Origin of the sequence: Micromonospora citrea (assembly GCF_900090315.1) — a bacterium.
GTDB classification, from domain to species: Bacteria; Actinomycetota; Actinomycetes; order Mycobacteriales; family Micromonosporaceae; genus Micromonospora; species Micromonospora citrea.
This window is the reverse complement of sequence record NZ_FMHZ01000002.1, coordinates 2,863,792-2,889,465: the sequence shown is the minus strand read 5'-3', so window position 1 is coordinate 2,889,465 and position 25,674 is coordinate 2,863,792. Positions and strand designations below refer to the sequence as shown.

Genomic DNA, 25,674 nt, shown 5'->3' with positions numbered 1-25,674 from the left:
GAGGAGCGGGGATGAGCGACAAATACTACGGGTGGACGCCACCGTACATTCCGAGTTACGCCGGTGTCGTCGACGACTACGCCGCCGAGCGGTCTGCCCAGGCCGAACCCTACGAGCCCACGAATTGGGACGGGGTCACCATCGAGCAGATGTGGGAGTACGCCCGCAAGGAGAGCGACGAGCGCACCGTCGCCCTCGCCGAAACCTGGCGGCGGACCAGCAGCCTGCTGCAGACCACGCGGGAGAACCTCAAGCGGCACGCCGACGCGCTGGACGCCAAGTGGCGGTCGCCGGCGGGCCGGGTCTTCATGGAGAAGGTGGGCGCGGCCCTTCACTCGCTTGACGAGTGGAAGAGCGTCGCCGACAAGTCGGCCAGCGGTCTGGAGCAGCTCGCCGACAAGATCGAGAAGACCCAGCGGGACATGCGCGAGCTCTGGCTGGAATACAAGGCCGAGCAGGAGCACCAGGCCAAGAAGGCCAAGGACGACGAGGGCGTGCAGTTCGGCGACCTGTTCGGGATCAACAACGCCAAGTCGTACGAGGACGTGCAGAAAGAATTCCACGAGCGGGCGAAGAACATCGTCAAGCCGCTCGCGGACCTCTACATCGACGTCTACATCTCGAACATCACGCGCGGCGGCATGTACAAGGGGCCGACGAACGCGGTCGTGCACACCCCCTCGCTGGCCCCGCGGCCCACTCGACCCGGCGCACCGGCCGGGCCGAAGCCGGTCGCCCCGACCATGTCCGGCGACCGGCCGACCAGGCCGGACATGCCCAACCGCCCCGACACGCCCGACACGCCCACCACGCCCACGCCACCGCCGCCGCCCGGCCTGCCCGACGGCGTCAGGCTCGCCGGCACCACGATCACACCTCCCGCGCCGCCCGGGCCCCCGCCCGCCCCGCCGCCGGTCACCCACGCGCCGGGAACTCCGCCTCCGCCCACCCCGGTGCTGCCGGTGACCGGCGGCCAGGGCACCCCGCGTCCGAACGCGCCGAACATCAACAGCCGGCCGGGTACACCGCGCACCACCCTGCCGGGTGCCGGGGCACCCACCCCGGGCACCCGCGGCCCGGCGCCGAACCGGCCCACCCTGCCGGGTGCCGGCAACCCCGGCGGGAACCCGGCGAGTCGCGGCGCCCCGCCGAACCGACCCACCCTGCCCGGCAACACCGGCACCGGCCGGCCGGGTGGCCTCCGCTCCGGCGCGCCGGGCCTCGGCACTCGGCCGACCGGCCCGGCCACCCCGCCGTCGACCCCGCGCCTGCCGGGCAGCACCGCCGGTCCCAGGCACGCGGGGGGCACTCCGGGTCGGCCGGCGTCGCCGCCGCCGAGCCTCGGCGGCCAGCGCGGCACCGGTCCGGCCACGCCCGCCACGTCCGGCCCGCGCGCCGGCTCCCCGACCGCCGGCCGTCCCGGCACGCCGCCGAGTGCCGCTCGCCCGGCCACGCCGAGCGTCGGCGGCACCCGTGCGGGTGGCCCGCCCACCCCTGGCGCGGGTGCCCGTCCGGATCTCTCGGGCCGTGGCGCGGGGGGTGCGCCGCGTCCGGCCCCCACCACGGGGCCGGCGCCGTCGTTGGGTGGACGCCGGGGAGGCCCGGCCGTCCCAGGCTCGCGCAGCGCCGCACGCCCGGCTGAGGACGAGCCGGAGACCTGGGAGTACGGCGAGGGCGACGACGAGCTCTGGACCACCGAGCCGGTCGCGGTCGGCAACATCGAGGCGCCGGCGGAGCATCGACCGCAGCAGCAGGGCAAGGCGCTCGGTCAGGGCTGACACGCGGACGGGCCGGTCACCACACCATGGGTGGCCGGCCCGTACCATGCGGTGATCGTGTTTCCGGCCGATCGACGACCCACAGAGGAAGGTAGCGCAGATGCGTCTCGCCCCTCGCCCGGCGGCCACGCTGGCCACGGCCGCGCTGAGCGTCCTGGCGGCCCTGGCCTTGGCGGGCACGCCGGCCCAGGCCGCCGACGGCCGCAAGGACGCCTGGCACCTCGACGCCCTTGAACTGACCGAGCTGCACAAGATCAGCCAGGGTGAGGGCATCACGGTCGCGGTCGTCGACACCGGAGTGGACGCCCGGCACCCGGACCTGAAGAACAACGTGCTCCCCGGCGTGGATCTCTACGACGAACGGAGCAAGGGACACCAGGACCGGCAGGGGCACGGCACCGCGATGGCGTCCCTGATCGCCGGCCACGGGCACGGCCCGGGTGGCCGCGAGGGCGTGCTCGGCGTCGCCCCGAAGGCCAAGCTCCTGCCGGTGACCGTGCAGGGCGCCAAGGGCAAGGCGATCATCGCGCCGGACGCGCTCGCGGCCGGGATCGACTGGGCGGTGGACCACGGCGCCGACGTCATCAACGTCTCCCTGGGTAGCTCGACCGACGTCGATCTGGATCGGGCGGTGAAACGGGCCTACCAGAAGAACGTGATCGTCGTCGCCGCTGTCGGCAACAAGCAGGACGCGATAATCGGTAGCCCGGCCAACCACCCCGGCGCGCTGGCGGTGACCGGCACCGACCGCAACGGTCGCCCCAGCCGGATCGCCGCCATCCCCGCCGAGGAGACCGACCTCGCCGCGCCCGGCGACGACCTGTTCGCCGCGCTGCCCGACGGGCGGTACACGATGAGCACCGGGAGCAGCGGCTCCGCCGCGCTCGTCTCCGGCGCGGTCGCCCTGGTGAAGTCGAAGTACCCGAACCTCAGCTCGTACGACCTGTTCAAGCGGATGGTGGAGACGACCCGCGACGCCGGCAAACCGGGTAAGGACCTCGACTACGGCTACGGCCAGCTCGATCTTCGCCAGGCGTTGACCGGGGAGCCGGACGGCCGAGGCAGCCGAAGCCAGGCGGCTCAGGAGCCGGAGGTCGACCCGACCCTCGCCCGTGCGCGCGCGGAGAACTCAGGGACATCGAACAAGGCCGTCGAATGGGTGCTCTCGTTGGCGGTCGTGGTCGTCTTCCTCGGCCTCGTGGCGACGGTGGTCCTGCTTGTGCGGCGACGCCTCCGTCGGAGGACCGCGGCATCCTCGAAGGAGGTCCGCACTCCGGTCGCCGGTCCCGCCGGGAGCGAAACCCCGTACCCGCCGGCACCAGGCGAGCCGTACCGGCCGGTGCCGGGAGCGCATCCGGGCAGGCCTGGCGTGCCGCCGTCGGGCCCGGCAGGCGGGCAGCCGACCCACTCCGCGGACCCGACGGGTGACGCCGGCTGGCGCCGGCCAGGCACCTGACGGACAGGAGGCGAGATGCCGGCCCAATTCCCCGGCACCGGCCCCCCGTCACCGCCCGGCGCCGTACCTCCGCATGCCGGGCCGTCCGGTGCGCCGGTGCCGCCCACGGCCGCCCGGCGGCCGATCACGGTGGTCGCGGCGATTCTGCTGATGGTGCCCACGGCCCTCACCTGGCTCGTCGCGGGCGTCGCCTTCTTCGTGGCGATGGCGAGGAGCGACGGAGACGGCAAGGTCTTCCTGATCGTTTTCGCCGTGCTGATCCTCGCGCTCTGCCTGCTGCTGGTGGCCATGACGGTGGGTGGGATGGTCCTCGCCTGGCGTCGGGCGGGCACCGCGGGGCTGCGGACACCGGCCACGTTCACCTTCGGGCTCTTCGTCGTCGCCCTGGTCGGCCTGCTCGTGCAGGGCAAGCTCGACTTCCAACCGACGATGGTCACGCCGCTGGTCGTGGGCGGGCTCTCCGGGGTGGCACTCGCCCTGCTCAAGAGCCGGTCGGCCAGGGACTGGTCCGGCGGCGACCGGCGCTGACGCGCGCCACCGGCGCAGCCCTGGCCGTCCCGGGCCGCGGCTGCGCCAGGGCCACGAGCCGGCCGACGGTCAGGCCGGCAGCCAGCGCCCGCTGGCCGCGTCGAAGCGGGCCAGCAACTCGTCGCGGCCGTCGTGGTGCAGGCAGTGCAGGCCCGTCCCGTCGGGTACCACCACCGACTCCATCCGCGGCCGGCCGCGCCCCCATTCTTCGGGCGTGTCCTCGTCGGGTTCCCAACGCAGCACGGCCACCCACTCGTCGGACTCCGCGAACGGAGAACCCTCGCCGAGCAGGCCGAGGCGCCGGTAGAGCCGGGTGGGCGTGTCCCGGCCCGGCCCGGCCCAGGCGTGCACCAGCCCGGCGGCCCGCTGATAGCCGTCCTCCAGATACGACGGCAGGTACCGGTGCGGGATCACCACCTGCAGCCGCACCGGCAGGTCCGGGTCCGGCTCGTACTCGGCGTCGTCCTCGTCCGGCGCCGTCCGTTGCGCCGGTACGCCCACCGTGGCCGGCTCGGCGTACGCGGCCGTCGCCAGGCGCCGACGCTCCTCGTCGGTGGCGTCGGTGACCGCCTGGCGTAGCTGACCGAGCCAGTCGCGCAGGGTCCGCACGGCCTCGCCGGGCAGCGCCGCCGCCAGCGGAGTGCCAGGGTTCAGCACGAGCTGCCACGACGGGTCCGGCCACTGCTCGGCCAACTGGAGACTGCTGACCGCGACCAGGTCGTGGTCGCCGAGGGCCTGTCGAAGGCGGGCCTCGGCGGTGAAGACCGGCAGGCAGGGCTGTCCCTGCTCATCCGGGAGGCACCACCACGGAAAGTCCGGATCGGACAGGTCCCGCGACCCGGACCCGCCCGGTCGCAGCGGCAGCAGCAGCTCCGCCCGGAGCAGGGCCGCCATCAGGGCGTCCGGCTCCTGCCGGCCGATCGCCTCGCGTAGCTCCCGTTCAGCGTCGAGGGCGGGCGCGGCGATCGCACGCACCTCCGCGGCGGTGAGCCGGACGCCGATCGGCAGCCCGGCGTCGATCGTGAGCAGCCAGTCGTCGTCCGGCCAGTCGGCGGCCAGGTCCGCGAGGGCGAACACGTGGTAGGTGACCGACTGCCCGGGCAGGCAGGCGGCTATCGCCCCGGGCGAGGTGAACGCGATGACGTGGGTCCGCCCGTCGTGCCGGGCCGTGGGCCACGCCACCGGCGCGCGGCCGGCTGCCGCCTCGGGGGACACCGGCAGCAGCAGCGGCGCGGTGGCCAGCGTCGCCAGGAGCGTGTCCCGGTCCTCGGCCTCGGCGGCGGCCAGCAGCGCCTCCTCGGTCGGGGTCGCGGGCCCCCAGTCGGTCACCAGCTGCCGTCCTGGCGTATCCGGCGGGGCTGCCGGCCGAGCACCAGCGCGGTGATCGCCTCGTCGAGGCGCTCGCCGAGATACCAGTCGCCGCTGTGGTCCAGCACGAACACGCGCCCCGGTTCGTCGACCGCGAGGATGCCGGTGCCGTCGCCCTCCTCGCCGAGCGGCGTGAGTGGCGCGCCGATGGCAGCGGCGAGCGCGGCGAGGGTGGCCACCGAGTGGCTCACCAGGAACGGGTCCAGGTGGAACGTGCTGGGAGCGATCTCTTCTCCGTCGCCCTGCGGGCGCACCAGCAGGCCGCCGAATTCGGCGTACGCCTCGACGGCGGCGCGGACGACGGTGTGTTGTCGGCCGTCCGGCGTCGCGAGGGCGGCCAGTCTCAGCGCCCACTGCCGGGCCCGTTCGTCGTCGCGGCGGCCGGGAACCCAGCCGGCGACCTGGAGCGTCTCGGCCACCAGGGGCGGGAAGCGTGAGGTCATGCCAGCGCCTCCACGCCGAACCAGTCGAGCAGGGCCGCGCACGAGCGGCAGGGCGGCTGCACCTCACCGTGGCGGGGGTCGCCCTCCTCCCGGACCCGGGTCACCCGCACCTTCGCGCCCCACAGCAGCGACCGGGCCCGGGCCGGGCTCAGCGGCCCCCCGCCGGCCTCGGCCGCGTACAGCCGGTCGGAGAGCAGGACCGACTCGGCGCACCAGCCGGCGAAGCGCTCCCGCTGGCCGCTCGGCAGCTCGTGCAGGAAGCGCCGGATCATCGGGTGCAGGTCGGGCGCGAGGTCGCCGCGGATCGAGGTGTGCGTGTGGACGGTGCCGTCGACCAGCAGCCCGCCTGCCGCGAGCGGCAACATCCGGGGTTCCGCCATCCGTCCTCCCGCTCCCGGTACAGCCATCGGTCCGGGCTCGAGCCTAGCGGCCCGTCGCCGTGCTGCCGGGGCCGGCACCGGGCTGCCGGCCCGCCGTCGACCTGACCGCGCCGAGCCCTCTTCCGGCACCGCCGACAGGTCCCGCCGGCAGCCGACGCACCCGGTCCCGCCGCCCCGCACCGCTTCCAATGGGACGGTACGGCTGGCGGCGACGGGGCTCCCGCCGTGTCGACCGCCTGGGATATCGTCGGCGTGACCCTTCCGCCGCACGAAGACCGGAGCCATGACGCGCACCCTTACCGTCTCCCCGGACCAGCCCGGCGCCTATCCGTCCATCGGTGACGCGCTCGCGGCGGCGGACGACGACGCCGTCGTCTCGGTCAGCCCCGGCACCTACTACGAGGCGTTGTTCGTCAACGATCGCGGAGCCACCATCGTGGCCGCGGAGGGCGCCGGCACGGTCACCATCGACGCCTCGTCCGGGGCGTACCCCACGGTGTCCTGCAACTCCGGCCGCCTGGAGCTGCGTGACCTGGTCCTCAAGGCCGGAGACGCACCGGTCGTGACGGTCGACCGGGCGACGCTCAGCATGACCGGGTGCGAGCTGAGCGCCGGTTTCGGCCCGGCCGTCTCGGTGGCCAGCCGGTCGGAGTTCACGCTGACCCGCTGCCGGGTCACCGGCGCCCGCTACGGGCTCGTCGTCGACGATTCCGACGGCACCGTGGAGGGGTGCGAGTTCAGCGACCTGACCGAGGACGGGATCATCGTCCGCATCGGCGCCACCCCGACGATCCGCACCAGCACGGTCACCCGCTGCGGCAACCGTGGCATCTACGTCTATCAGTACGGCCGCCCGACCATCGAGGCCTGTGACATCTCCCAGACCGGCTACGCCGGCGTGGCCGTGGTGCACCAGAGCGCCCCGGTGCTGCGCCGCTGCCGGATCCGCGACACCCGCGGCCCGGCCATCTCCTTCGCCCGCGGCTGCCACGGCACGGTCGAGGAGTGCACCACCGAGAACACCGGACTGCCGGCGATCGACGTGGCCGACGGCGCCACGCCGACCATCGTGGAGGGGACCGTCAGCCAGCGTGCCACCTTCGGGGCCGAGGCGGCCCAGGCCGTGAAGCAGCAGGACACCGCACGCACGGAGAAGCTGCTCGCCGAACTCGAGGCGATGGTCGGCCTGGAGTCGGTGAAGGCGGAGGTCCGCGCGCTCATCGACGAGCTCCAGGTGAACGAGTGGCGGCGCAGCGCCGGCCTGCCGGTCGGCGCGGTCAGCCACCACCTGATCTTCGCGGGCGCGCCCGGCACCGGCAAGACCACCGTGGCCCGCATCTACGGCGAGCTGCTGGCGGCGCTCGGCGCGCTTCCCGGTGGCCCGTTCCGGGAGGTGTCCCGGCGGGACCTCGTCGGCCAGTACCTCGGCCACACGGCCGAGAAGACGGCTGCCGCCTTCGACCTGGCCCGGGGCGGGGTGCTCTTCATCGACGAGGCGTACACCCTCTCCCGCTCCTTCGGCAGCGGTGGCGACTTCGGGCAGGAGGCCATCGACACGCTGGTCAAGCTGATGGAGGATCACCGCGACGAGGTGGCCGTCATCGCCGCCGGCTACACCGGGGAGATGCTCCAGTTCCTCGACGCCAACCCGGGTCTGGCGTCCCGTTTCGCGAAGACCATCGAGTTCGGCAACTACAGCCCCGAGCAACTGGTCGTCATCGTGGAGCGGATGGCCCGGCGCGACGAGTATCTGCTCGCCGACGGGGTCCCCGATCTGCTCCAGGCGCACTTCGGCACCATCGAGCGGGACCAGAACTTCGGCAACGCCCGCGAGGCCCGCAAGCTCTTCGAGGGCGTCCGCAAGGCTCAGGCGCAACGGCTCCGTCAGTCCGGTCAGCGGCCCAGCCTCGACGACCTGCGTACCGTGACGGTGGCAGACATCCGCGCCGCGATCGGTCGTTGAGCGGGCCGACCCAGGTGAGGAGGGACGCGAGGTGACGCATCCGGGTGCGGCACGGCCGGGCGAACCGGGTTGGCAGCATCATCCGGGTGCGGCCGCTCAACCGGCTCGGCAGGTGCCGCCCGCGCCACGGGTGGCACCACCGCAGCAGGCCGGCGTGCCGGCGCCCGCGCCGACGGTGAGCCGGGCCGGCGCCGGCCCGCGGCAGGACGTGGTGGCACAGCGCGGGCAGGGCCGGGCAACCGTCGGCACCGCGTACGTGAGCCAGGCGGCCGGTACGGCACGGGCGGCGACGGCCGCACAGGCCGGCACCACGGCGCAGGCTCAGGCCGGCACCACGGCGCAGGCTCAGGCCGCGCCACCCCCGCAGGCCGCCGCCGCTCCCGCCGCCCCCCAGTCCGCCGCTGCCGCCGCCGACGAGGCGGTCGGGGCCGGGGCCACTCGAGCGGTACGACCACACCAGGCCGCCCTCGGGATCGGCGGCATCAACGTCGCCCAACTGGTGGCATGGCAGGCCGGTGCGGCGGCGGTGCTCGCCGCCTCCCCGCACGGCGTGCCGCTCACCGCCACGGTGGCCACCGTGGCGGTGCTGCTGCTCACCCCGACGATGATCCGATTCCGCAACCGGTGGCTGTACCAGTGGATCTCGGTCTGGTGGGGTTACCGAGGCCGACGCCGGCAGCTCACCGCCGCGGACAGGGACGCCGCCGTGCAGCTGCTGGCCCAGCTGGAGCGCGGCGTCGAGCTGGAAACCATCGAGGTCGACGACCAGCCGGCCGTCCTGCTGACCCATCGGGGCGGGCTGAGCGCCGTCTTCGAGGTCGATCCGACCGAGGGCGCCCTGCTGATGAGCGCGCCCCAGGCTCTGCCGTCCCCGGCCTCGCTCCTGCCGGCGGCCGACGAGAAGGCGCCCCCGGTGGCGGTGCAGTTGCTGATCCAGGTGACGCCGGCACCGCGCGCCCGCTCCGGCGCGGTGGCGGTGGACCGGGCATACCGGGAGTTGACCAACGGGGACGTGCCGGCCAGCCGGCAAGCCTGGGTGGTGCTCCAGGCCGCGCGGACCCCCGACTTCCACGCCGACCGTGACCTGCGCCCGACGCTCACCGCGGCGATTCGGCGGACGCGGCGGCAGCTTCGGCAGGAGCGGGTGACCGCCCGGATGCTCAACCGGGACGAGGTGCTCGCTGCCGTCGTCGCCCTCACCCACCTGACCGGTGGGGCGCCCGGCGCCGCGGGGGAGCAACCGCTGGCCCGGGAGACCTGGCGGGGCTGGTCGACCCAGGGCGCCCCGCAGAGCTGTCACCGGATGCTGGCCTGGCCCCGCCGGCCGTGGGAGGTCGACCCGTTGCTGCGGGGACTGCCCGCCGCCAGCGTGGTGTCGATCGCGGCCAGCCGCACCGCCGGCGACGACGTCGCCGTGGAGGTGGCGTTCCGCCTGATGGGCACTGATCCGACCGCACTGGCCGCCGCCGACCAGGCCCTGCACGAGGCGATCCGCAGCTACGGCGGTCGGCTGCAACGACTCGACGGCGAGCACGCGCACGGCGTGGCCGCCACGCTTCCGCTCGGAGGTTTCCTGCCGTGAAGAGCGTCGCCTTCCCCGGCAGCCGGATGGGGTCGCACATCGCCGACACCGCCACGGTCGGCGGTCTGAACCTGGTTGCCGGGGGCGGCGGCCTGGTCGTCGGGCGCAGTCGGCAGCAGGAGCCGGTGGGGCTGCGCCTGTTCCGGGCCGAACCGACGCGGCTGCTGCTGACCGGCGGCGTACGCTGCGCCGAACTGCTCGCCTTCCGCGCCCTCGCGATCGGTGCTCGGCTGTTCATCCAGACCGCCCGCGAGCAGGAGTGGGACTCCTTCCTGCGGCGCTGCGTCATCGGCCGGGACGTCGCCTCGTTCCTGCCGCCGGGCGTTCCGCCACCGACTGCGGCCAGCCCGACCGAGCCGCAGCTCATCGTGATCGACACCGGCCCGGTCACCGGCCCTGACTCGGGCCTCAGCGCGCCGTGGCGGGCCACCCTGGTGGTCCGCGACGACCTGGCCGGCTGGGATGTCGAGGCGCTGGTACGCAGCGACATCGTGCTGCTCCAGCGGTTGGTGGAGACGGAGGCCGCGACGGCGGCGAGCGCGCTGGGCCTGGCGAGTGTGCAGAGTTGGTTCACCCAGCTGCACCCCGAGATGGTCGGCCTGATCACCAAGGGCAAGGTGCAGTGGGTGATGCTCAGCATGACCCCCACCGAACGCCAGCTGATCGGCCCCGTCGCCCGCGCCGGCTGACCGTCCGGCCCGTCGGCCGGATCCGGACCACGACCAGGGGTTCTGGGACGAGCAGGCCCGCCAGCTCGGGCCGCGTCAGCCCGCGGCCTCAGGTGTGTCGGAGCCCTCTGCGTCGTCGTCCGCGAAGAGGGCCAGCAGCGCGCCGACCTGTCGGTCCGCCTCGGCGGGGTGCCGGAACCGCCCGGCCGGGTTGAGCGTGTACTCGTTGCGTCGGCCCACCCGGGTGCGGTGCAGGTAACCGCCGGCCTCCAGGTCCGCGACGATCGCCTGGGCGGCGCGTTCGGTGACGCCCACCTCGTCCGCGACGTCGCGCAGCCGGGCGGTGGGGTTACGGGCGATGGCGAGCAGCACGTGACCGTGGTTGGTGAGGAACGTCCAGTTCCGGGTGCTCCCGTTCTCCCCTGTCGTCGCCATGTGGCCATCGTATGGCGCACCCTTCGGGTCTTCCGCCAGGCCCTCGCCCCGTCCCCGCCGGGTGCCGACAAACATATGAAGCACATATCACGCATCCCTTGACGTACCTTCGGGTGCGTGTGAACGTGGGGGCAGCCCGCGCCCAGCGTCGGCCGGGATGACCAGGTCTTTCGCGTAAAGGGCGAGGTGAGGGAGATGAGCCGTCCCGGATCCCCCGGCACTCAGCCGGGCCCGGAACAGGATTCCGCGCAGCCGGCCACGGCAGCCGCCGCTGCCGTACGGGCCGCGTCGGCCACCCCGGCCGACCCCGCGCAGGCGCTCGCCGAGCTGCACGCCGGCAACCGGAGGTTCGTGACCGGCGCCCCGCACCACCCCAACCAGGACGCCGGGCACCGCGCCGCGGTGGCCGACGGGCAGCACCCGTTCGCGGTCATCGTCGGCTGCTCCGACTCCCGGCTCGCCGCCGAGATCATCTTCGATCGCGGCCTCGGCGACCTCTTCGTCGTCCGCACCGCCGGGCACACGGTCGGGCCCGAGGTGCTGGGCAGCGTGGAGTACGCGGTGACGATCCTGGGCACGCCGCTGGTGGTGGTGCTCGGGCACGACTCCTGCGGGGCCGTCCAGGCCGCCCGTGCCGCGGACGCCACCGGCACCCCTCCGCCGGGGCACCTGCCGGCCGTGGTCGACGCCGTGGTGCCCAGCCTGCGCCGCGCCGCGGCCGAGGGGGTGGACGACATCGACCGCATCGTCGACATCCACATCGGGTGCACCGTCGAGGCGATGCTGGACCGTTCGGCCGTGCTCGCCGCCGAGGTGGCCGCCGGGCGGTGCGCCGTGGTCGGCATGTCCTACCGGCTGGCCGCCGGTGAGGCGCGGGTGGTGGCCTCCGTGCCGGCCCACCTGGACGCGGTCGACGGGGCGCGGGCCGCCACCGACGGCGCTCACGCGCCGGCCGCCGCTGCCGCCGTCGCCTGACCCGCTCCCGCACGAAGCGACAGGGCCGCCCCGCGGACGCGGGGCGGCCCTGTGTCGTACGGCGTCAGAGCAGTGACACGTGCACGTGGTCCGTGTGGTTCGACGGGCCGCTGTACGACTTCCAGCCGGTCGCCGGGAACCAGATCTGCCGGTTCCAGATCACGTAGTAGATGCCGAGTCGGTCGGCGTTCCGCACCAGGAACGCGGTCAGGTTGTTGCCGTACATGTAGGTGTCGTCGTTGTGCCAGGGGGAGAAGCCGCTCCGCTGCAACGACCAGTCGCAGGCCCGGCCCTTCGGATGCTCGTACGGCCCGCCGGAGCGGTAACAGCCGACGAACCGGTTGAACCCGGCCCGCTTCACCTCCTTGTACATGTGCAGGGTGCGCGCCGTGATGCAGCCGGAGGTCGTGGGGTCGTCCTCCGTGCACGACAGGGGCTTCCAGTCACCGTCGGCGGTACGCCCCGGCGCGATCCGGGCCACCGGCGACGTGGCGACCACCTTGCCGCCGGTCAGCCCTCTGCCGCCGACCAGCGCGAGAGCCTTCTCCGCCTCGCGCTTGCCGCGGGCCATCTCGTTGGTCAGCTTCTGCTGCTCGCGGACCTCGGCGTCGAGGGCCAGCTTGGCCTGCTCGGCGCGGTTCTTGACCGCGTTGACCTCGGCGAGCTTCTTGGAGTTGACCAGGTTCAGCTCGTCGAGCGCGGCGGCGCGTCGGACGAACGAGTCGGGGCTGGCGGTGTCCAGCAGCATCGACACCGCGCCGATGCGCCCCGTCCGGTAGGACTGGGCGGCGATCTGGCTCACCTGGGGGGCCAGCGCCGCCAGTTCGGCCTGCGCCCGGTCGACCTCCAGGGCCAGCTCGAGCTGGCGCTTCTTCGACTTCGCCAGCTTCGACTTGGCCTGGACGTAGCTGCGGTTCCGCGACTCGATCAGGTCGTTGAGCAGTTTGGGCTCGTCGTCTCCGTGTCCGGAGGGCTGGGGCGGTGAGGTGGGTTCGGCCGCCGCCGGGAGGGGTCCGGCGAAGACGGCCAGGGCGGCGATCACGGCCACCACAGGCGTCAACCAGCGGCGTAGGGGTGCCGTCACAGTGTTCCCTTCCGTCGACCGCCGACCGGGTTAGCTGACGGGTTCGGGGCGGAAGTGGCCCCTACCGCTGTCGCGGATTCACCCCACGTACCTGGGTCCCCGGCTCGCCTGGTGGCGATTGGGCGGCGGCACCGCAGGCGCCGCTGCGCGCCTTCGGCGGTGACCGGCAGCGAGGTTACCCGACAGCCCTCCCGGGGATCTACGTCCCTAAGCCGACTAAATGCGTTATTTCGTAAGGGCGGAGGGTGACCAGTGACGCGTTTATCAGGCGAGGGGTCCTGATCCGTCACGCTGAGGAGTGTCACCATGCGGTGTCCGTGCTCCCGTCTCGGTCGGGCCACCCGGAGGGGGCGGCGGAGGGGGCGTTGCCGGCGCGCGGCCCGCTGAGGGCCTCGAGCGCCTCGGAGCGGTCGGCCGCCGGCCGGGGAGCCGGCGGGGTCGGGGAGGCGCCGTCGTCGGCGGACCCGCCGGCGCGCCGGCCCGCCGTGGTCACCAGGGCCGCGAGGCCGGTGGTCAGCGGCACGGCGGCGATCAGGCCCAGGGTGGCGACCGCGCTGCGGACGATCTCCTGGGCCAGGAACTCGCTGGTCAGGATCTGGGTCACCGCCCGGGAGTCGGCGGTCAGCAGGAGCAGCACCGGCAGCGAGGCGCCGGCGTACGCCAGCACGATGGTGTTGACCGTCGAGGCGATGTGGGCGCGACCGACCCGCGTCGCCGCCCGGTAGAGCTGCGCCCGGGACAGCCCGGGGTTGGCGTGCGCCAGCTCGCTGACCGTCGCGGCCTGGGTCACCGTGACGTCGTCGAGCACACCGAGGGAGCCGATGATGATCCCGGCGAGCAGCAGGCCGTGCAGGTCGACGTCGGCCTGGAACATCGACAGCGTGGTGGCGTCCTCGGTGCCGAAGCCGGTCAGGTGGGTCGCCGCGGTGGCGATCGTGCCGAGGAGCCCGGTCAGCACCAGGCTGCCGAGCGTGCCGAGCACGGCGACCGAGGTCTGTGCCGTCACCCCGTGCGTCAGGTAGAGCACCACGAACATGATCAGTGCCGCGCCGACGACCGCGACCAGCAGCGGCGAGCGGCCGGCGCTGATGCCGGGCAGCACGAAGGTGAGCAGGATGGCGAAGCTCGCCGCCAGGCCGGCCAGCGCGGCTAGCCCGCGCCAGCGCCCGAACGCGACGATCGCCGCGGCGAAGAGCGCCACCAGCCAGAGCAACGGCTCGCCGCGCTGGTGCTCGGCGATGTTGTAGGTGCTCACCGAAGGGTCGGCGGGGTCGGTGAGCTGGACCAGGACGATCTCGTCGCCGACCGCGACCTTCGGCGCGCCGGGCCCGGCCGGCACCGGCGTCTCCACCTGCTGCCCGGCGTCGGGGCCGTCGTCCACCCGCACCGTGACGGTGCCACAGGGGCCCGCCGCCGCGCCCGGGGCCCCCTCCGGGACCTCGGGAGCGGGTGGACACGGCTCGGTCACCACCCGCGTCACCGTGCCGTGGTGGCGGGGCGGGTCGGTGCCGGGCGCCGCCTCGGGGGCGTCCCACGGCCAGAGCGCCAGGGCCGCGATCAGGGTGGCGACGAAGAGGGGCACCACCGTCGCGACGAGGATCCGTCGCACCCCGGGCGGGGCGGACGGTGCGGGACGGGTGTGGTCGGCGCCCATCGAGTGTCTCCCAACGATTCCAGGGCGGGTTACGTGCCGGCGTGCCGGTCGGTTCAGCGTCCCCGGCCGATCGCCGCGCCGGATCTCTCCGGCGTGGCGGAGCGGTCACGCACCGCGCTCGCCCGGCGCGTACGGGACCGGGCGGTGGGTGCCGCCGCCGGACCCGGGAGCCGACGCGGGCGGTGCGGATTTCGGAGGGCCACCGGCCGAATGGTAGCCATCCCGACATCCGGACGCAGGTCGTGAGGGCTGATGTCGGGGCGTGGACGCCGCCGGAAACGCCGGTCGCCCCGGAGCCGGGGGCCGCGGAGGGCTAGCGTGGGGGTGTGCGGACGGCGACGGCGACGGCGGGGCGGTGGGCCCGGATCCTGCTGCTCGTCGGCACGCTGTTCGGGCTCGCCGCGATGCACACCCTCGGTCACGGCACGCACGGGGTGGGCCACTCCGCCGCCACCACCCGGGCCGACCCCGCCATCGCCGTGCCGCACCCCGCCATCGCCGTGCCGCACCCCGCCATTGCCGTGCCGCACCCCGCCATCGCCGTGCCGCACCCCGCCGACGCCGCGACGCGGACCGCAGATGCCGTGACGCACGCCGCAGATGCCGTGACGCGCGCCGCCGGTGCCGTGACGCACGCCGACGCCGGCCCGCGCGGCCGCGTGCCGACCGAGCGGCACACCGCCATCCCGTACGCCGCCGTGGCGGCGCCGCCCGGAAGCCCGGCTCGCCATACCGTCGCCGGGGGCGGGGGCTGCCCGGGCGACTGCCCGCGCGAGCAACTCCTGCCGTACGGCGGGGCGGGCGGCGGGCTGCCGTGGTGGGGCGTGTGCCTGGCGGTGCTGGGCGCGCTGGCCGTGCCGCTGCTGCTGGCCGTGCTGCTGGCGGGCGTACGGGCCGGCGGACCGGCGGGCCGGGCGCCGGGCGGGCCGGACCGGTCGCCCCGCGCCCCGCCGACCCGGCCGGTCGGCCTGCGGCTCGCCACGGTCTCGGTGCTGCGCAGATAGGACGCCCCGGCGCGACCCGGTCTCCCCGGGTCCGCGCCCCCGTCGTGCTGCGTACGTTCCGACACCGAAAGGCTCAGAAGTGATCACTGGTACCCTCGCGCGCCGTGCCGCCCTGGCCGGCGTGGCCGTCACCGCCGCCCTCGCCCTGACCGCCTGTGGCGACGACGGACACCCGTCCCCGGGGATGCACGGCACGCCCGGCACCACCGGCCCGGCGGCCTCCGCGTCCGGTGCGGCCGCGTTCGGCGACGCCGACGCGATGTTCGCCCAGATGATGATCCCGCACCACCGGCAGGCGGTCGAGATGGCGGACCTGGCCGCGACGCGGGCGGCGGACCCGGAGGTCAAGCGGCTCGCCGCAGAGATCAAGGCCGCCCAGGCGCCCGAGATCGCGACCATGAGCGGCTGGCTGTCGGCCTGGGGCCGGCCGGTGCCGTCGCCCGGCGCCGAGATGCCGCACATGGACCACGGCATGCCCGGCATGATGACCGACGCCGAGATGACGAAGCTGGCGGCGGCCTCCGGGCGGGAATTCGACCGGCAGTTCCTGACCATGATGATCGCCCACCACGAGGGGGCCGTCACCATGGCCCGCGACGAGCTCTCCCGGGGCGTGAACGCGGAGGCCAAGGCCCTGGCCGGGCAGATAGTCGCCACCCAGCAGGCCGAGATCGACACGATGCGCAGGATCCTCGGCCGGCTGTGATCCGGGCCCACCCCGGCGCTCCCACCCGGGGGCGCCGGGGCGCCGGACCGGCCCAGGGCCGGCTCCGGCGGCCCGGGAGTCGGCTCCGGCGGGCCGATCGGTGCCGGGCCGGTCGACGCAGGCGGCCCGATCGGTGTCGGGGCGGGTCAGCCGCGCTTCATGAGGCGGCCGACGGCGGCCATCATCTCGGTGGCCATCTCGTCGGCCCGGCCCTCGGCGGCCCCCTCGTGCATGCAGTGCCGGGCGTGCCCGTCGAGCAGGCCTAGCGCGACCTTGTCCAGCGCGGCCTGGATCGCGGAGATCTGGGTGAGCACGTCGATGCAGTAGCGGTCGTCGTCGACCATCTTCTCGATGCCCCGGACCTGCCCCTCGACGCGGCGCAGCCGCGCGAGCAGCTGGTCCTTGGTGGCGGTGTAGCCCCTGGTCGGGGCAGGCGTCGGTGTGGTCATGGGATCGAGGATAGCGTACCCCTCGGGGGTATGGTACGGTCCTTCGTGACCGGGATACCCCCACCGGGTACCGGTACAAACCGAAGGACCCGTCTGCCTCCGCATTACCCCAGGGGGGTATAGGCTGGAGGCGTCGAGAGGAGAGTTCGATGGTCACCACCACGTACCAGGTGCAGGGCATGACCTGCGGGCACTGCGTCAGCTCGGTCAGCGCCGAGGTCGGCGCGATCCCGGGCGTCAGCGACGTCCAGGTCGACCTCGCCGCGGGCAAGGTCACCGTCACCAGCGAGAGCCCACTGGACACCGACACCGTGCGCGCCGCCGTCGACGAGGCCGGCTACGACCTCGTCGGCGCCTGACGGCGGCACGGGGAAACCGAGGTACACCATGAACACGGCGACGAAGCTGAGCGGTTTCGCCCTCGGCCTCGCGGCGGTGTTCGGCGCGGCGTACGGGGTCGGCCAGGTGGCCGGCCCCGTCGCCCCGGCCGCCGACACCCGCCACGACGCCGGCGACGGCCACGGAGCCGCCGGTGACGCCGGACACGGCGGCGACGAAGGCGGGGCGGCCCATCTGCCCGGCGGGCTGCTCGTCTCCGACCGCGGCTACACCCTCCGCCCCGTGGACGCCCCGGCCGGGCAGTTCGCCTTCCGGGTCACCGGCCCGGACGGCCGGCCGGTCACCGGCTACGACGTGGCTCACGACAAGCGCATGCACCTGATCGTCGCCCGCCGCGACCTCTCCGGCTTCCGGCACGTGCACCCGGAGATGACGCCGGACGGCACCTGGCACGTCGACTCGCCGCTGGGTGGGCCGGGCGTCTGGCGGGCCTTCGCCGACTTCACCCCCACCGGGGGCGAGGCGCTGACCCTCGGGGTCGACGTGACCGTCCCCGGCGCGTTGACCGAGCGGCCGCTGCCCGCCCCGGCGACCAGCACCACCGTCGACGGCTACACCGTCACCCTCGCCGGCGCCCCGGAGCCCGGCCGCACCGCCGAGCTGGCCCTGACGGTCAGCCGCGACGGCACGCCGGTCACCGACCTGGAGCCCTACCTCGGGGCGTACGGTCACCTGGTGGCGCTGCGCCAGGGCGACCTGGCGTACCTGCACGTGCACCCCGACGGCGAGCCGGGCGACGGGCGGACCAGGCCCGGCCCCGAGGTGAGGTTCCTCGCCGAGGTGCCGTCGGCCGGCGCCTACCGCCTCTACCTGGACTTCAAGCACGACGGCGTGGTGCGGACCGCCGAGTTCACCGTCGTCGCCGGCGCCCCGACCGGCCCGGGCACCGCCCCGGCCGCGACGGGCACCCCGGCGGCGCCGGGCACCCCCGCCGCCCCGATCTCCCCGACCGCCGACGCCGACCACGGCGTCCCCGGCCACGGGCACGACTGACGGGACCCGTGATGACCACCAAACCCCTGCTGACCGCGCCGAACCAGATCGAGCTGGCGATCGGCGGCATGACCTGCGCGTCCTGCGCCGCCCGCATCGAGAAGAAGCTGAACCGGATGGACGGGGTCACCGCCACGGTCAACTACGCCACGGAGAAGGCCACCGTCCGGTACGTCGACGACGTCACCCCGGACGACCTGATCGCCACGGTGGAGAAGACCGGCTACACCGCCGTCCTGCCGCCCCCGCCCACGCCCGCCGGGGCCGAGCCGGCCGCCGAGCCGGTGGACGAGCTGCGCGGCCTGCGTACCCGGCTGTGGGTCTCGCTCGTGCTGACCGTGCCCGTGATCGCGCTGGCCATGGTGCCGGCCTGGCAGTTCGAGTACTGGCAGTGGCTGTCGCTGACCCTGGCCGCCCCGGTCGTCGTCTACGGCGGCCTGCCCTTCCACCGGGCCGCCTGGATCAACCTGCGGCACGGCGCGGCGACCATGGACACCCTGGTCTCGCTCGGCACCCTGGCCGCGTTCGGCTGGTCGGTGTGGGCGCTCTTCCTCGGCACCGCCGGGGAACCGGGGATGACCCACCCCTTCAGCTTCGACATCAGCCGCACCGACGGGGCCGGCAACATCTACCTGGAGGCGGCGGCCGGGGTGACGGTGTTCATCCTCGCCGGCCGCTACTTCGAGGCCCGCGCGAAGCGGACCGCCGGGGCGGCCCTGCGCGCCCTGCTGGAACTGGGCGCGAAGGACGTCGCGGTGCTGCGCGGCGGCGCGGAGACCCGGATCCCGGTCGACCAGCTCGCCGTGGGCGACCGGTTCGTGGTCCGTCCCGGCGAGAAGATCGCCACGGACGGGGTGGTCGACGAGGGCACCTCGGCGGTCGACGCGAGCATGCTGACCGGCGAGTCCGTCCCGGTCGAGGTCGGGCCGGGCGACACCGTGGTCGGCGCGACGGTCAACGCCGGCGGCCGGCTGGTGGTGACCGCCACCCGGATCGGCGGCGACACCCAACTGGCCCAGATGGCCCGGCTGGTCGAGCAGGCGCAGACCGGCAAGGCGGCGGTGCAGCGCCTCGCAGACCGGATCTCCGGGGTCTTCGTGCCGATCGTGATCGCCCTCGCGGCGGGCACCCTCGGCTGGTGGCTCGGCACCGGGGCGGGCGCGACCGCCGCGTTCACGGCCGCCGTGGCGGTGCTGATCATCGCCTGCCCGTGCGCCCTCGGGCTGGCCACGCCGACCGCCCTGCTCGTCGGCACCGGCCGGGGCGCCCAGCTCGGCATCCTGATCAAGGGCCCGGAGGTGCTGGAGTCCACGAAGCAGGTGGACACCGTGGTGCTGGACAAGACCGGCACCGTCACCACCGGCCGGATGACCCTGGTGGACGTGCTCCCGGCGGCCGGTGAGGACCGCGCGGAGCTGCTCCGGCTGGCCGGGGCGCTGGAGGCCGCGTCCGAGCACCCGATCGCCCAGGCGGTCGCCGCGGGCGCGGCGGAGGCGGGCGCACTGCCGCCGGTCACCGGCTTCGCCAACGTCGAGGGGCTCGGCGTGACCGGGTCGGTCGAGGGCCGCGAGGTGCTGGTCGGCCGGCTCCGACTGCTGCGCGAGCACGGTCTCGACGTACCGGAGGAGGTGGCACGGGCCGCCACCGCGGCGGAGGCCGAGGGGCGGACGGCGGTGCTGGCCGGCTGGGACGGGCGGGCCCGGGGCGTGCTCGCGGTGGCCGACGTGGTCAAGCCGACGAGCCGGGCGGCGGTCGCCGGGCTGCGCGCCCTCGGCCTGACGCCGGTGCTGCTGACCGGCGACAACGCCACCGTCGCCAAGGCGGTGGCCGCCGAGGTGGGCATCGACGAGGTGATCGCGGAGGTGCTGCCCGCCGACAAGGTCGACGTGGTGCGGCGGCTCCAGGGCGACGGGCGGACCGTGGCGATGGTCGGCGACGGGGTGAACGACGCCGCCGCCCTCGCGCAGGCCGACCTGGGCCTGGCCATGGGCACCGGCACCGACGTGGCGATCGAGGCGTCCGACCTGACCCTGGTGCGGGGCGACCTGATGGCCGCCGTGGACGCGATCCGGCTCTCCCGGCGCACCCTCGGCATCATCAAGGGCAACCTGTTCTGGGCCTTCGCCTACAACGTGGCGGCCCTGCCGCTGGCCGCCGCCGGGCTGCTCAACCCGATGATCGCCGGCGCCGCGATGGCCTTCTCCTCGGTCTTCGTCGTCGCCAACAGCCTGCGGCTGCGCGGCTTCCGCCCGGTCGCCTGACCGCCGCACCGCGCCGCCGGACCCCTCCCGGGCCCGGCGGCGCGGTGCGTCCGGGCTCAGCGCGTTCCGCACCGACCGCGTCCGCCATCAGCTCGCCGGTCTGGAGCCGGTCGTCGAGGCCGTTCATCGTCATCACGTCCGCGGCGAGCCGTCGGCCGCACGGTTGGGTCGTGGTCGGGCGGGGTACTGCGGGGGCGTACCGGCACTGCCCAATCGGAGGTTGACATGGGTTTCGACGACAAGATCAACAACGCGAGCGAGGACGCCGCCGGCAAGCTGAAGGAGGGCGCCGGCCGGGCCACCGACAACGAGCGCCTCGAGGCCGAGGGGCGCAACGAGCAGGCCGGCGCCAAGCTGAAGCAGGCCGGCGAGAAGGTCAAGGACGCCTTCAAGAGCTGATTTCGCGTACGCGGACCCGCCGGGCCGGCCCCCTCGCCGGCCCGGCGGCCCGCGTGTCGGGCCGCGACGGCCGACGTGACCCGGGGCCCACCCCGCTCGTTGCCAGGACGACGTCCCGCCGCCCGGCGTCGGTCGAGCCGTGCCGTCCCGCCGACGGCCGAGATCCGCGAACGGGAGGTCCCGATGTCCCGATCCGTCGTCTACGCGCGGCGCGCCGCCGCCGCAGTGGCGCTCGGGGTGCTGGCGATGGGCTGCCAGGACACCTCGCCGGAGGAGGCCGGCGCAACTGCCGGCACGTCGGCCCCGGGACCGACGGCGACGGCGAGCGCCGTCCCGAGCCCGTCGCCGGTGGCCACGACGGCCGCCAACACCGCCGAGGTCTGCCGGGAGGTGGACCGCGTCATCGTCGCCGGCAGCCGACGGATCGCCACCGACTCGGCGGCCTCGGTCAGCTGGGACCTCACCGGCGAACAGGTCGCCGAGCAGCTCCGGCGCAACCTCGCCGAGCTCGCCGACGACGTGCGCGCCCAGGCCCGCCGGGCCGCCGACCCGGAGATCCGCGCACTGATCGAGGAGACCGCCGACCAGATCGACGCCGGCTCCCGCGCGTCCCGCCCGGCCGCCTGGATGAACTCCACCTTCACCGCCATCCCGCCCCGCCTGACCCGCGACTGCCGCGCCTGACCCGCGAGCGCCGCGCCTGACCCGCGAGCGCCGCGCCTGACCCGCGAGCGCCGCGCCTGACCCGCGAGCGCCGCGCCTGACCCGCGACTGCCGCGCCTGACCCGCGAGCGCCGCCCGCAGCCCCGCGGGACGTCCGGCCCCGCGACTGCCGCGCCTGACCGGCGCTTCCGCTCCCGGCCCGCGAGGCGTACGGCCCCGCGACCGCCGCGCCTGATCCACGGTTGCCGCCCCCTGCCCACGTCCGAGGGCGTTCCGCACGCTCAGGGAGGGGCCGGGGAATTCCCCCACCGGCCCCTGAGATCGACCGTCCACTGGTGACGTCCGCGCCGGCACCCGCTAACGTCCGTTTGCATGTGCAAGGGCTGGTCATGAGCGCTGGTCCGACGGTCACCGGCGACGAACTGGTGCGCGTACTGGCCACGCTTGCCAACCCGCACCGCATGCGGGTGGTCGCCGTGCTGGCGCGACGACGCGCGTACGTCAGCCAACTCGCCCGCGAGCTGGGCATCAGCCGCGCGCTGGTGCAGGTGCACCTGCGCAAGCTCGCGGCGGCCGGCCTCGTGTCCGCACACCTGGAGTTGTCGGAGGACGGGAAGGCGATGAAGTTCTACGAGGTGAATCCGTTCGCGTACACGCTCACGCCCGGCGCCGTCGCGGCGGCGGCCGAGACGCTCACCGCCGGACCGGGCGCGGGGCCGGACGGGGACGAGGACGGGAAATGAGGGGCATGAGCGAGCACGACTGGACCGAGGTGGTCGGGGCGATCGGGATCTTCGCCCTGCTCGTCAGCGTGATCACGGTGACGATCGTGCAGGTCGCCAAGACCCGGCGGGCCCGGGTGGCCGGGGCTCGCGAGGAGGAGTACCGACAACTCGCCCGCAACGCCGTCGAGGCACAGGAATCCGCGGCCCGGGTGCTGGCGGCCCTCGACGCCCGGCTCGGCGGGATGGAGACCCGGCTGGTCTCGCTGGAACGCGTCCTCAAGGACGTCGACTAGCGCCGGCAAGGCCCCGGGCCGTCGAGCGCCAACTCGACGGCCCGGGTGGAAGCAGCATCACCTCGCCCACGGGCGAGTTCTCACCGCAACGCTCCTTCGAAGGAGAGGACAGCATCTCGTGCTGCGCGTACGCAAGTCCGCCCCTCGCGGCGGCGACCCGGCCCGTCCGGGCCGGGAGGGCCGAGGCCGGCCCCCCGCCCGGATGCGGGCACTGGCGGTCGGGGCGACCGCCGCGCTGCTGGCGACCGGCGTGTCGACGCCCGCGCCGGCCTCGGCCGGCCGGCCCGCGCCCGTACCCACGCCGGGCATCGCCTGGCAACCGTGCGAGGAGGACCGCACCGCCGAGTGCGGCACCCTGTCGCTCCCGGTCGACTGGGACCGGCCGGAGGGCGAACGGTTCACCCTCCACCTGGCCCGCCGCGCCGCCACCGACCCCGCCGCCCGGATCGGCTCGCTGGTGTTCGGTCCGGGCGGGCCGGGGGACTCCGGCGTCCGGCGGATCCTGCTGAACGACCGGTTCAGCGACGACCTGCGCCGCCGGTTCGACGTCGTCAGCTTCGACCCGCGCGGCATCGGCCGGAGCAACCCCGTGCTCTGCTCGGCGGCGCTGCTCGACCGGCAGCCGCAGGTCATCGCCGACCAGGCCCGGTTCGACGCCGCCGTGGCCGACAACGCGCTGCTGCGGGCCGACTGCCGGCAGCGGACCGGGCCGCTCTACGACCACGTCGACACCCGCAGCGCCGCCCGCGACCTGGACGCCGTCCGGGCGGCGCTCGGCGAGACCCGGCTCACCTTCCACGGCAGCTCGTACGGCACCCTGCTCGGCGCCCAGTACGCCGAACAGTTCCCGCACCGGGTCCGGGCCGTGGTGCTGGAGAGCGTGGTCGACCACAGCCTCGACACCCGGGCGTTCCTCGACACGCAGGCCGCCGCCGCGCAGGACTCGTTCGACGAGTTCGTCGCCTGGTGCGCCCGTACGCCGGCCTGCGCGCTGCACGGCGAGGACGTCCGCGCGGTCTGGGCCGGTCTGCTCGCCCGGGCGGAGCGGGGCGAGCTGGCGGACCCCGACCGTCCCGGCGCGACGCTGACCCCGTACGGCCTCAGCCGGTTGGCCCAGCGCAGGCTGTACGGCCCGGACTGGGCCGGCCTGGCCACGCAGATCGTCGCCCTGCGGGCGAGCCCGCCCGCCGCCGGGCCCCGCGCCGCCGACGTCGACGTCGACGCCGTGCGGCCGCATCCCTTCGCGGTGTTCTGCGCCGACTGGCACCTGCCGGTCCGCGACCATCGGGAGTACGCCGCCCACCTGCGACGGATGGCCCGGATCGCGCCGGACGTGCGCTACCCGCAGGCGCTGCCGGCGATCGCGACCTGCCTCGGCACGCCGGCCCCGGTCGCCAACCCGCAGCACCGCCTCCGGGTCCGTACCGACGTGCCGCTGCTGCTCGCCAACAGCCGGTACGACCCGGCCAGCGGGCACAACTGGGCGACGAACGTGGCGCGGCAGCTCGGCCGCTCGGGGGTGCTGCTGACCTACGAGGGCTGGGGGCACGGCAACTACACCCGCAGCGACTGCGTACGGGACGCGGTCGACCGCTACCTGATCTCGGTCGACGTGCCCGCCGACGGCACCAGCTGCCCGGCGGTGCCGGCGACCAGCGGGTGACGTGAGGAGGCGGCCGGCGTGCGTCCCCGTGTCGCACGCCGGCCGGCGCGTCGGTCAGGGCGGCACCCGGGCCGCCCAGCCCGCTCATGATGAAAGAGACTCCCGTCGCGGCCGGAACTCATCGGTGCCCGGCCAGCCGGGTGGCGCGCAGCTCCAGGTAACGCTGCTCCGGCAGGCTCGTCGTGCCCCGGGCCGCCGCCAGGTACGCCGCCCGCGCCGCCCGCGGCTCGCCGGCCAGCTCCAGCAGGTGGGCGCGGACGGCGGCGAGCCGGTGGTGCCCGGCGGTGCGGTCGTCGGCGTCGAGGGGGGCGAGCAGGGCCAGGCCGGCGCGTGGGCCGTCCACCATCGCCACGGCGACCGCCTGGTTGAGGGTGACCATCGGGTTCGGGGCGATCCGGGCGAGCAACCGGTAGAGCGCCAGGATCTGCGGCCAGTCCGTCCGGTCCGCCGACGGCGCCTCGGCGTGCACCGCGGCGATCGCCGCCTGGAGCTGGTACGGACCGGGCGGTGACCAGGTCAACGCCTCGGTGACCAGGGCGATCCCCTCGGCGATGGCGGCGCGGTCCCAGCGGTCGCGGTCCTGCTCGGCGAGCGGGACCAGCTCCCCGGCCGGCCCGGTCCGGGCCGCCCGGTGCGCGTCGGTGAGCAGCATCAGCGCCAGCAGCCCGGCCACCTCGCCGTCGTCCGGGAGCAGCCGGCGCAGCATGCGGGCCAGCCGGATGGCCTCGGCGGTCAGGTCGGCCCGGTGCAGCTCCGGCCCGCCGGAGGTGGTGTAGCCCTCATTGAAGATCAGGTAGAGCACCTGGAGCACGGCCCGCAGCCGCTCGTCCCGCTCCCGGGGCGCCGGCATGGTGAACCGCGCGCCGGCCGCCTCGATCCGCTGCTTGGCGCGGCGGATGCGCTGGCTCATGGTCGCCTCGGGCACCAGGTGCGCCCTGGCGATCTGCGCGGTGGTCAGGCCGCCGACCGCGCGCAGCGTCAGCGCGACCTGCGCGGACCGGGCCAGCGCCGGGTGGCAGCAGAGGAAGAGCAGCGTCAGCGTGTCGTCGCCGGCCGGCGGCTGCTCGTCGGCGGCGGGGGCGACCGTCGCGTACGCCGGCTCGCGGACGGCCACCGCGGCCTCCCGGTCCCGGCGGGCCCGCTCGCTGCGCCACTCGTCGGTCAGCCGGCGGCCGGCGACGGTCAGCAGCCAGGCGCGCGGGTTGTCCGGCACGCCCTGCCCGGGCCACTGCGTCGCGCCGGCGAGCAGCGCCTCCTGCACGGCGTCCTCGGCCGCGTCGAACTGGCCGTGCCGGCGCACGAGCAGGCCGAGGACCTGCGGCGCCAGGTCGCGCAGCAGGTCCTCGATGTGCCGTCCGCTCACACGTCCGTCCCGGACTCGTCCATGACCGCCCGCACCTCCAGGGCGCCGAAGCCACGCCGTACGTCCGGCCAGCGGGCGGCGATCTCGGCGGCCCGTTCGAGGCTGTCGCAGTCGACCATCAGATAGCCGGCGAACTGCTCCTTGCTCTCCATGAACGGCCCGTCGGTCACCTCCGGCCGGTCGCCCGCCGGCCGGACCGTGCGGGCCTGCGACGGGTCGGCCAGGGCCTGGCCGCCGACCAGCTCGCCGGACTCGGTCAACTCCCGCATGATCTCGTCGACCTCGCCGAAGAGCGCGGTGCGCTCCTGCTCGGACAGCTCCTCGACGAACCCGGGACGGTTCCAGATCAGCAGCATGTACTTCATCGGGCGCTCCTCGTCTGCTCGGTCGCGCCCATGATGGCGCGGTTCCGGTGAGGGGTCGGAGCCGACCGGCCGGTTCC

At 74.9% G+C, this 25,674-nt stretch carries 26 protein-coding genes and 1 riboswitch; of the genes, 17 read left to right on the top strand and 9 right to left on the bottom strand.

The genetic code is table 11. From position 1 onward, the window contains the following. The first annotated feature begins 11 nt into the window (after positions 1-11). The 3 genes from GA0070606_RS13235 to GA0070606_RS13225 all read left to right on the top strand — a co-directional run bounded on the left by GA0070606_RS13235 (position 12) and on the right by GA0070606_RS13225 (position 3,762). Positions 12-1,778: a WXG100 family type VII secretion target gene (locus GA0070606_RS13235; RefSeq protein ID WP_091098727.1), complete on the top strand. Its 1,767-nt coding sequence runs from the start codon at positions 12-14 to the stop codon at positions 1,776-1,778. A gap of 100 nt (positions 1,779-1,878) precedes the next feature. Further along, on the top strand, positions 1,879-3,234 hold the full coding sequence (gene mycP / locus GA0070606_RS13230; RefSeq protein ID WP_091098724.1) for a type VII secretion-associated serine protease mycosin: 1,356 nt from the start codon (positions 1,879-1,881) through the stop codon (positions 3,232-3,234). Positions 3,235-3,330: 96 nt separating this feature from the next. Next, the gene (locus GA0070606_RS13225) at positions 3,331-3,762 is read left to right on the top strand and encodes a hypothetical protein (RefSeq protein WP_091098720.1); all 432 of its coding nucleotides are present in this window, start codon (positions 3,331-3,333) and stop codon (positions 3,760-3,762) included. A 69-nt stretch (positions 3,763-3,831) separates the two neighbouring features. Here the strand turns inward: GA0070606_RS13225 and GA0070606_RS13220 are convergent, their stop codons facing one another. From GA0070606_RS13220 to GA0070606_RS13210, 3 genes are read right to left on the bottom strand one after another with little or no spacing between them, the layout of a single operon-like run. Then, a complete protein-coding gene (locus tag GA0070606_RS13220; RefSeq protein WP_091107684.1) occupies positions 3,832-5,094 on the bottom strand; it encodes an SseB family protein in 1,263 nt (420 codons plus the stop codon). Continuing rightward, the gene (locus GA0070606_RS13215; protein ID WP_091098717.1) at positions 5,088-5,573 is read right to left on the bottom strand and encodes an SUKH-3 domain-containing protein; all 486 of its coding nucleotides are present in this window, start codon (positions 5,571-5,573) and stop codon (positions 5,088-5,090) included. The genes GA0070606_RS13220 and GA0070606_RS13215 overlap by 7 nt, the downstream gene beginning before the upstream one ends. Next, positions 5,570-5,953 (bottom strand): YwqJ-related putative deaminase, encoded by a 384-nt coding sequence (locus GA0070606_RS13210; protein WP_245724676.1) that lies wholly within the window; start codon positions 5,951-5,953, stop codon positions 5,570-5,572. The genes GA0070606_RS13215 and GA0070606_RS13210 overlap by 4 nt, the downstream gene beginning before the upstream one ends. Before the next feature lie 283 nt (positions 5,954-6,236). Here GA0070606_RS13210 and GA0070606_RS13205 point away from each other — a divergent pair, with 283 nt between their 5' ends. The 3 genes from GA0070606_RS13205 (at position 6,237) to GA0070606_RS13195 (ending at position 10,187) form a co-directional block, all read left to right on the top strand. Then, on the top strand, positions 6,237-7,916 hold the full coding sequence (locus GA0070606_RS13205) for a right-handed parallel beta-helix repeat-containing protein (protein ID WP_091098709.1): 1,680 nt from the start codon (positions 6,237-6,239) through the stop codon (positions 7,914-7,916). 154 nt (positions 7,917-8,070) lie between these two features. Continuing rightward, the gene (gene eccE, locus GA0070606_RS13200; protein ID WP_141721670.1) at positions 8,071-9,498 is read left to right on the top strand and encodes a type VII secretion protein EccE; all 1,428 of its coding nucleotides are present in this window, start codon (positions 8,071-8,073) and stop codon (positions 9,496-9,498) included. Continuing rightward, on the top strand, positions 9,495-10,187 hold the full coding sequence (locus GA0070606_RS13195; protein WP_091098703.1) for a hypothetical protein: 693 nt from the start codon (positions 9,495-9,497) through the stop codon (positions 10,185-10,187). Before eccE ends, GA0070606_RS13195 begins: the two co-directional genes overlap by 4 nt. Before the next feature lie 75 nt (positions 10,188-10,262). Here GA0070606_RS13195 and GA0070606_RS13190 read toward each other — a convergent pair whose 3' ends face one another. Beyond that, positions 10,263-10,601 carry a helix-turn-helix transcriptional regulator gene (locus tag GA0070606_RS13190; protein WP_091098700.1) on the bottom strand — a complete coding sequence of 113 codons (339 nt, stop codon included), beginning with the start codon at positions 10,599-10,601 and terminating at the stop codon, positions 10,263-10,265. 195 nt (positions 10,602-10,796) lie between these two features. Between GA0070606_RS13190 and GA0070606_RS13185 the strand changes: the two genes are divergently transcribed. Next, positions 10,797-11,576, top strand: coding sequence for a carbonic anhydrase (locus GA0070606_RS13185; protein ID WP_091098695.1), 780 nt, complete (start codon positions 10,797-10,799; stop codon positions 11,574-11,576). A gap of 64 nt (positions 11,577-11,640) precedes the next feature. Here GA0070606_RS13185 and GA0070606_RS13180 read toward each other — a convergent pair whose 3' ends face one another. Together GA0070606_RS13180 and GA0070606_RS13175 are read right to left on the bottom strand one after the other, a co-directional pair. Beyond that, a complete protein-coding gene (locus GA0070606_RS13180) occupies positions 11,641-12,660 on the bottom strand; it encodes a coiled-coil domain-containing protein (protein ID WP_091098692.1) in 1,020 nt (339 codons plus the stop codon). Between the two features lie 4 nt (positions 12,661-12,664). Further along, positions 12,665-12,795: riboswitch (cyclic di-AMP (ydaO/yuaA leader) on the bottom strand. A 166-nt stretch (positions 12,796-12,961) separates the two neighbouring features. After that, entirely contained in the window at positions 12,962-14,314 is a 1,353-nt protein-coding gene (locus tag GA0070606_RS13175; protein WP_091098688.1) for a YibE/F family protein, read from the bottom strand. A gap of 326 nt (positions 14,315-14,640) precedes the next feature. Between GA0070606_RS13175 and GA0070606_RS13170 the strand changes: the two genes are divergently transcribed. Further along, positions 14,641-15,318, top strand: a complete 678-nt coding sequence (locus GA0070606_RS13170) for a hypothetical protein (RefSeq protein WP_091098685.1) — start codon at positions 14,641-14,643, stop codon at positions 15,316-15,318. 82 nt (positions 15,319-15,400) lie between these two features. Next, positions 15,401-16,024, top strand: a complete 624-nt coding sequence (locus tag GA0070606_RS13165) for a DUF305 domain-containing protein (RefSeq protein WP_091107682.1) — start codon at positions 15,401-15,403, stop codon at positions 16,022-16,024. Positions 16,025-16,170: 146 nt separating this feature from the next. Here GA0070606_RS13165 and GA0070606_RS13160 read toward each other — a convergent pair whose 3' ends face one another. Further along, complete coding sequence (locus GA0070606_RS13160) at positions 16,171-16,473, bottom strand: metal-sensitive transcriptional regulator (RefSeq protein ID WP_091098681.1); 303 nt, start codon at positions 16,471-16,473, stop codon at positions 16,171-16,173. Positions 16,474-16,622: 149 nt separating this feature from the next. On the opposite strand from GA0070606_RS13160, the gene GA0070606_RS13155 reads away from it, so the two are divergent. From GA0070606_RS13155 to GA0070606_RS13120, 8 genes are all read left to right on the top strand, one after another. Further along, a complete protein-coding gene (locus GA0070606_RS13155; RefSeq protein ID WP_091098675.1) occupies positions 16,623-16,832 on the top strand; it encodes a heavy-metal-associated domain-containing protein in 210 nt (69 codons plus the stop codon). A 28-nt stretch (positions 16,833-16,860) separates the two neighbouring features. Continuing rightward, a complete protein-coding gene (locus GA0070606_RS13150; protein WP_091098671.1) occupies positions 16,861-17,865 on the top strand; it encodes a hypothetical protein in 1,005 nt (334 codons plus the stop codon). Positions 17,866-17,876: 11 nt separating this feature from the next. Continuing rightward, positions 17,877-20,126 (top strand): heavy metal translocating P-type ATPase, encoded by a 2,250-nt coding sequence (locus GA0070606_RS13145; RefSeq protein ID WP_091098667.1) that lies wholly within the window; start codon positions 17,877-17,879, stop codon positions 20,124-20,126. 225 nt (positions 20,127-20,351) lie between these two features. Beyond that, a complete protein-coding gene (locus GA0070606_RS13140; RefSeq protein WP_091098663.1) occupies positions 20,352-20,525 on the top strand; it encodes a CsbD family protein in 174 nt (57 codons plus the stop codon). Positions 20,526-20,708: 183 nt separating this feature from the next. Continuing rightward, positions 20,709-21,209, top strand: a complete 501-nt coding sequence (locus GA0070606_RS13135) for a hypothetical protein (RefSeq protein WP_091098659.1) — start codon at positions 20,709-20,711, stop codon at positions 21,207-21,209. A 368-nt stretch (positions 21,210-21,577) separates the two neighbouring features. Continuing rightward, complete coding sequence (locus GA0070606_RS13130) at positions 21,578-21,931, top strand: ArsR/SmtB family transcription factor (RefSeq protein ID WP_091098655.1); 354 nt, start codon at positions 21,578-21,580, stop codon at positions 21,929-21,931. A 5-nt stretch (positions 21,932-21,936) separates the two neighbouring features. Further along, positions 21,937-22,206 (top strand): hypothetical protein, encoded by a 270-nt coding sequence (locus tag GA0070606_RS13125; protein ID WP_091098651.1) that lies wholly within the window; start codon positions 21,937-21,939, stop codon positions 22,204-22,206. Positions 22,207-22,408: 202 nt separating this feature from the next. Continuing rightward, on the top strand, positions 22,409-23,869 hold the full coding sequence (locus GA0070606_RS13120) for an alpha/beta hydrolase (protein WP_091107680.1): 1,461 nt from the start codon (positions 22,409-22,411) through the stop codon (positions 23,867-23,869). 118 nt (positions 23,870-23,987) lie between these two features. Here GA0070606_RS13120 and GA0070606_RS13115 read toward each other — a convergent pair whose 3' ends face one another. Beyond that, the gene (locus GA0070606_RS13115) at positions 23,988-25,232 is read right to left on the bottom strand and encodes an RNA polymerase sigma factor (protein ID WP_091098647.1); all 1,245 of its coding nucleotides are present in this window, start codon (positions 25,230-25,232) and stop codon (positions 23,988-23,990) included. Next, positions 25,229-25,597, bottom strand: coding sequence for a YciI family protein (locus GA0070606_RS13110; RefSeq protein WP_091098644.1), 369 nt, complete (start codon positions 25,595-25,597; stop codon positions 25,229-25,231). Before GA0070606_RS13110 ends, GA0070606_RS13115 begins: the two co-directional genes overlap by 4 nt. Positions 25,598-25,674 lie beyond the last annotated feature (77 nt).

What these genes read in the sequence shown, in the direction of transcription:
- mycP (WP_091098724.1), top strand. Translation starts at nt 1,879, where the DNA reads ATGCGTCTCGCCCCTCGCCCGGCGGCCACGCTGGCCACGGCCGCGCTG.
- GA0070606_RS13190 (WP_091098700.1), bottom strand. Translation starts at nt 10,601, where the DNA reads ATGGCGACGACAGGGGAGAACGGGAGCACCCGGAACTGGACGTTCCTC.
- GA0070606_RS13135 (WP_091098659.1), top strand. Translation starts at nt 20,709, where the DNA reads ATGTCCCGATCCGTCGTCTACGCGCGGCGCGCCGCCGCCGCAGTGGCG.
- GA0070606_RS13210 (WP_245724676.1), bottom strand. Translation starts at nt 5,953, where the DNA reads ATGGCGGAACCCCGGATGTTGCCGCTCGCGGCAGGCGGGCTGCTGGTC.
- GA0070606_RS13215 (WP_091098717.1), bottom strand. Translation starts at nt 5,573, where the DNA reads ATGACCTCACGCTTCCCGCCCCTGGTGGCCGAGACGCTCCAGGTCGCC.
- GA0070606_RS13140 (WP_091098663.1), top strand. Translation starts at nt 20,352, where the DNA reads ATGGGTTTCGACGACAAGATCAACAACGCGAGCGAGGACGCCGCCGGC.
- GA0070606_RS13110 (WP_091098644.1), bottom strand. Translation starts at nt 25,597, where the DNA reads ATGAAGTACATGCTGCTGATCTGGAACCGTCCCGGGTTCGTCGAGGAG.
- GA0070606_RS13205 (WP_091098709.1), top strand. Translation starts at nt 6,237, where the DNA reads ATGACGCGCACCCTTACCGTCTCCCCGGACCAGCCCGGCGCCTATCCG.
- GA0070606_RS13150 (WP_091098671.1), top strand. Translation starts at nt 16,861, where the DNA reads ATGAACACGGCGACGAAGCTGAGCGGTTTCGCCCTCGGCCTCGCGGCG.
- GA0070606_RS13130 (WP_091098655.1), top strand. Translation starts at nt 21,578, where the DNA reads ATGAGCGCTGGTCCGACGGTCACCGGCGACGAACTGGTGCGCGTACTG.
- GA0070606_RS13155 (WP_091098675.1), top strand. Translation starts at nt 16,623, where the DNA reads ATGGTCACCACCACGTACCAGGTGCAGGGCATGACCTGCGGGCACTGC.
- GA0070606_RS13185 (WP_091098695.1), top strand. Translation starts at nt 10,797, where the DNA reads ATGAGCCGTCCCGGATCCCCCGGCACTCAGCCGGGCCCGGAACAGGAT.
- GA0070606_RS13235 (WP_091098727.1), top strand. Translation starts at nt 12, where the DNA reads ATGAGCGACAAATACTACGGGTGGACGCCACCGTACATTCCGAGTTAC.
- GA0070606_RS13125 (WP_091098651.1), top strand. Translation starts at nt 21,937, where the DNA reads ATGAGCGAGCACGACTGGACCGAGGTGGTCGGGGCGATCGGGATCTTC.
- GA0070606_RS13175 (WP_091098688.1), bottom strand. Translation starts at nt 14,314, where the DNA reads ATGGGCGCCGACCACACCCGTCCCGCACCGTCCGCCCCGCCCGGGGTG.
- GA0070606_RS13145 (WP_091098667.1), top strand. Translation starts at nt 17,877, where the DNA reads ATGACCACCAAACCCCTGCTGACCGCGCCGAACCAGATCGAGCTGGCG.
- GA0070606_RS13120 (WP_091107680.1), top strand. Translation starts at nt 22,409, where the DNA reads ATGCGGGCACTGGCGGTCGGGGCGACCGCCGCGCTGCTGGCGACCGGC.
- GA0070606_RS13160 (WP_091098681.1), bottom strand. Translation starts at nt 16,473, where the DNA reads ATGACCACACCGACGCCTGCCCCGACCAGGGGCTACACCGCCACCAAG.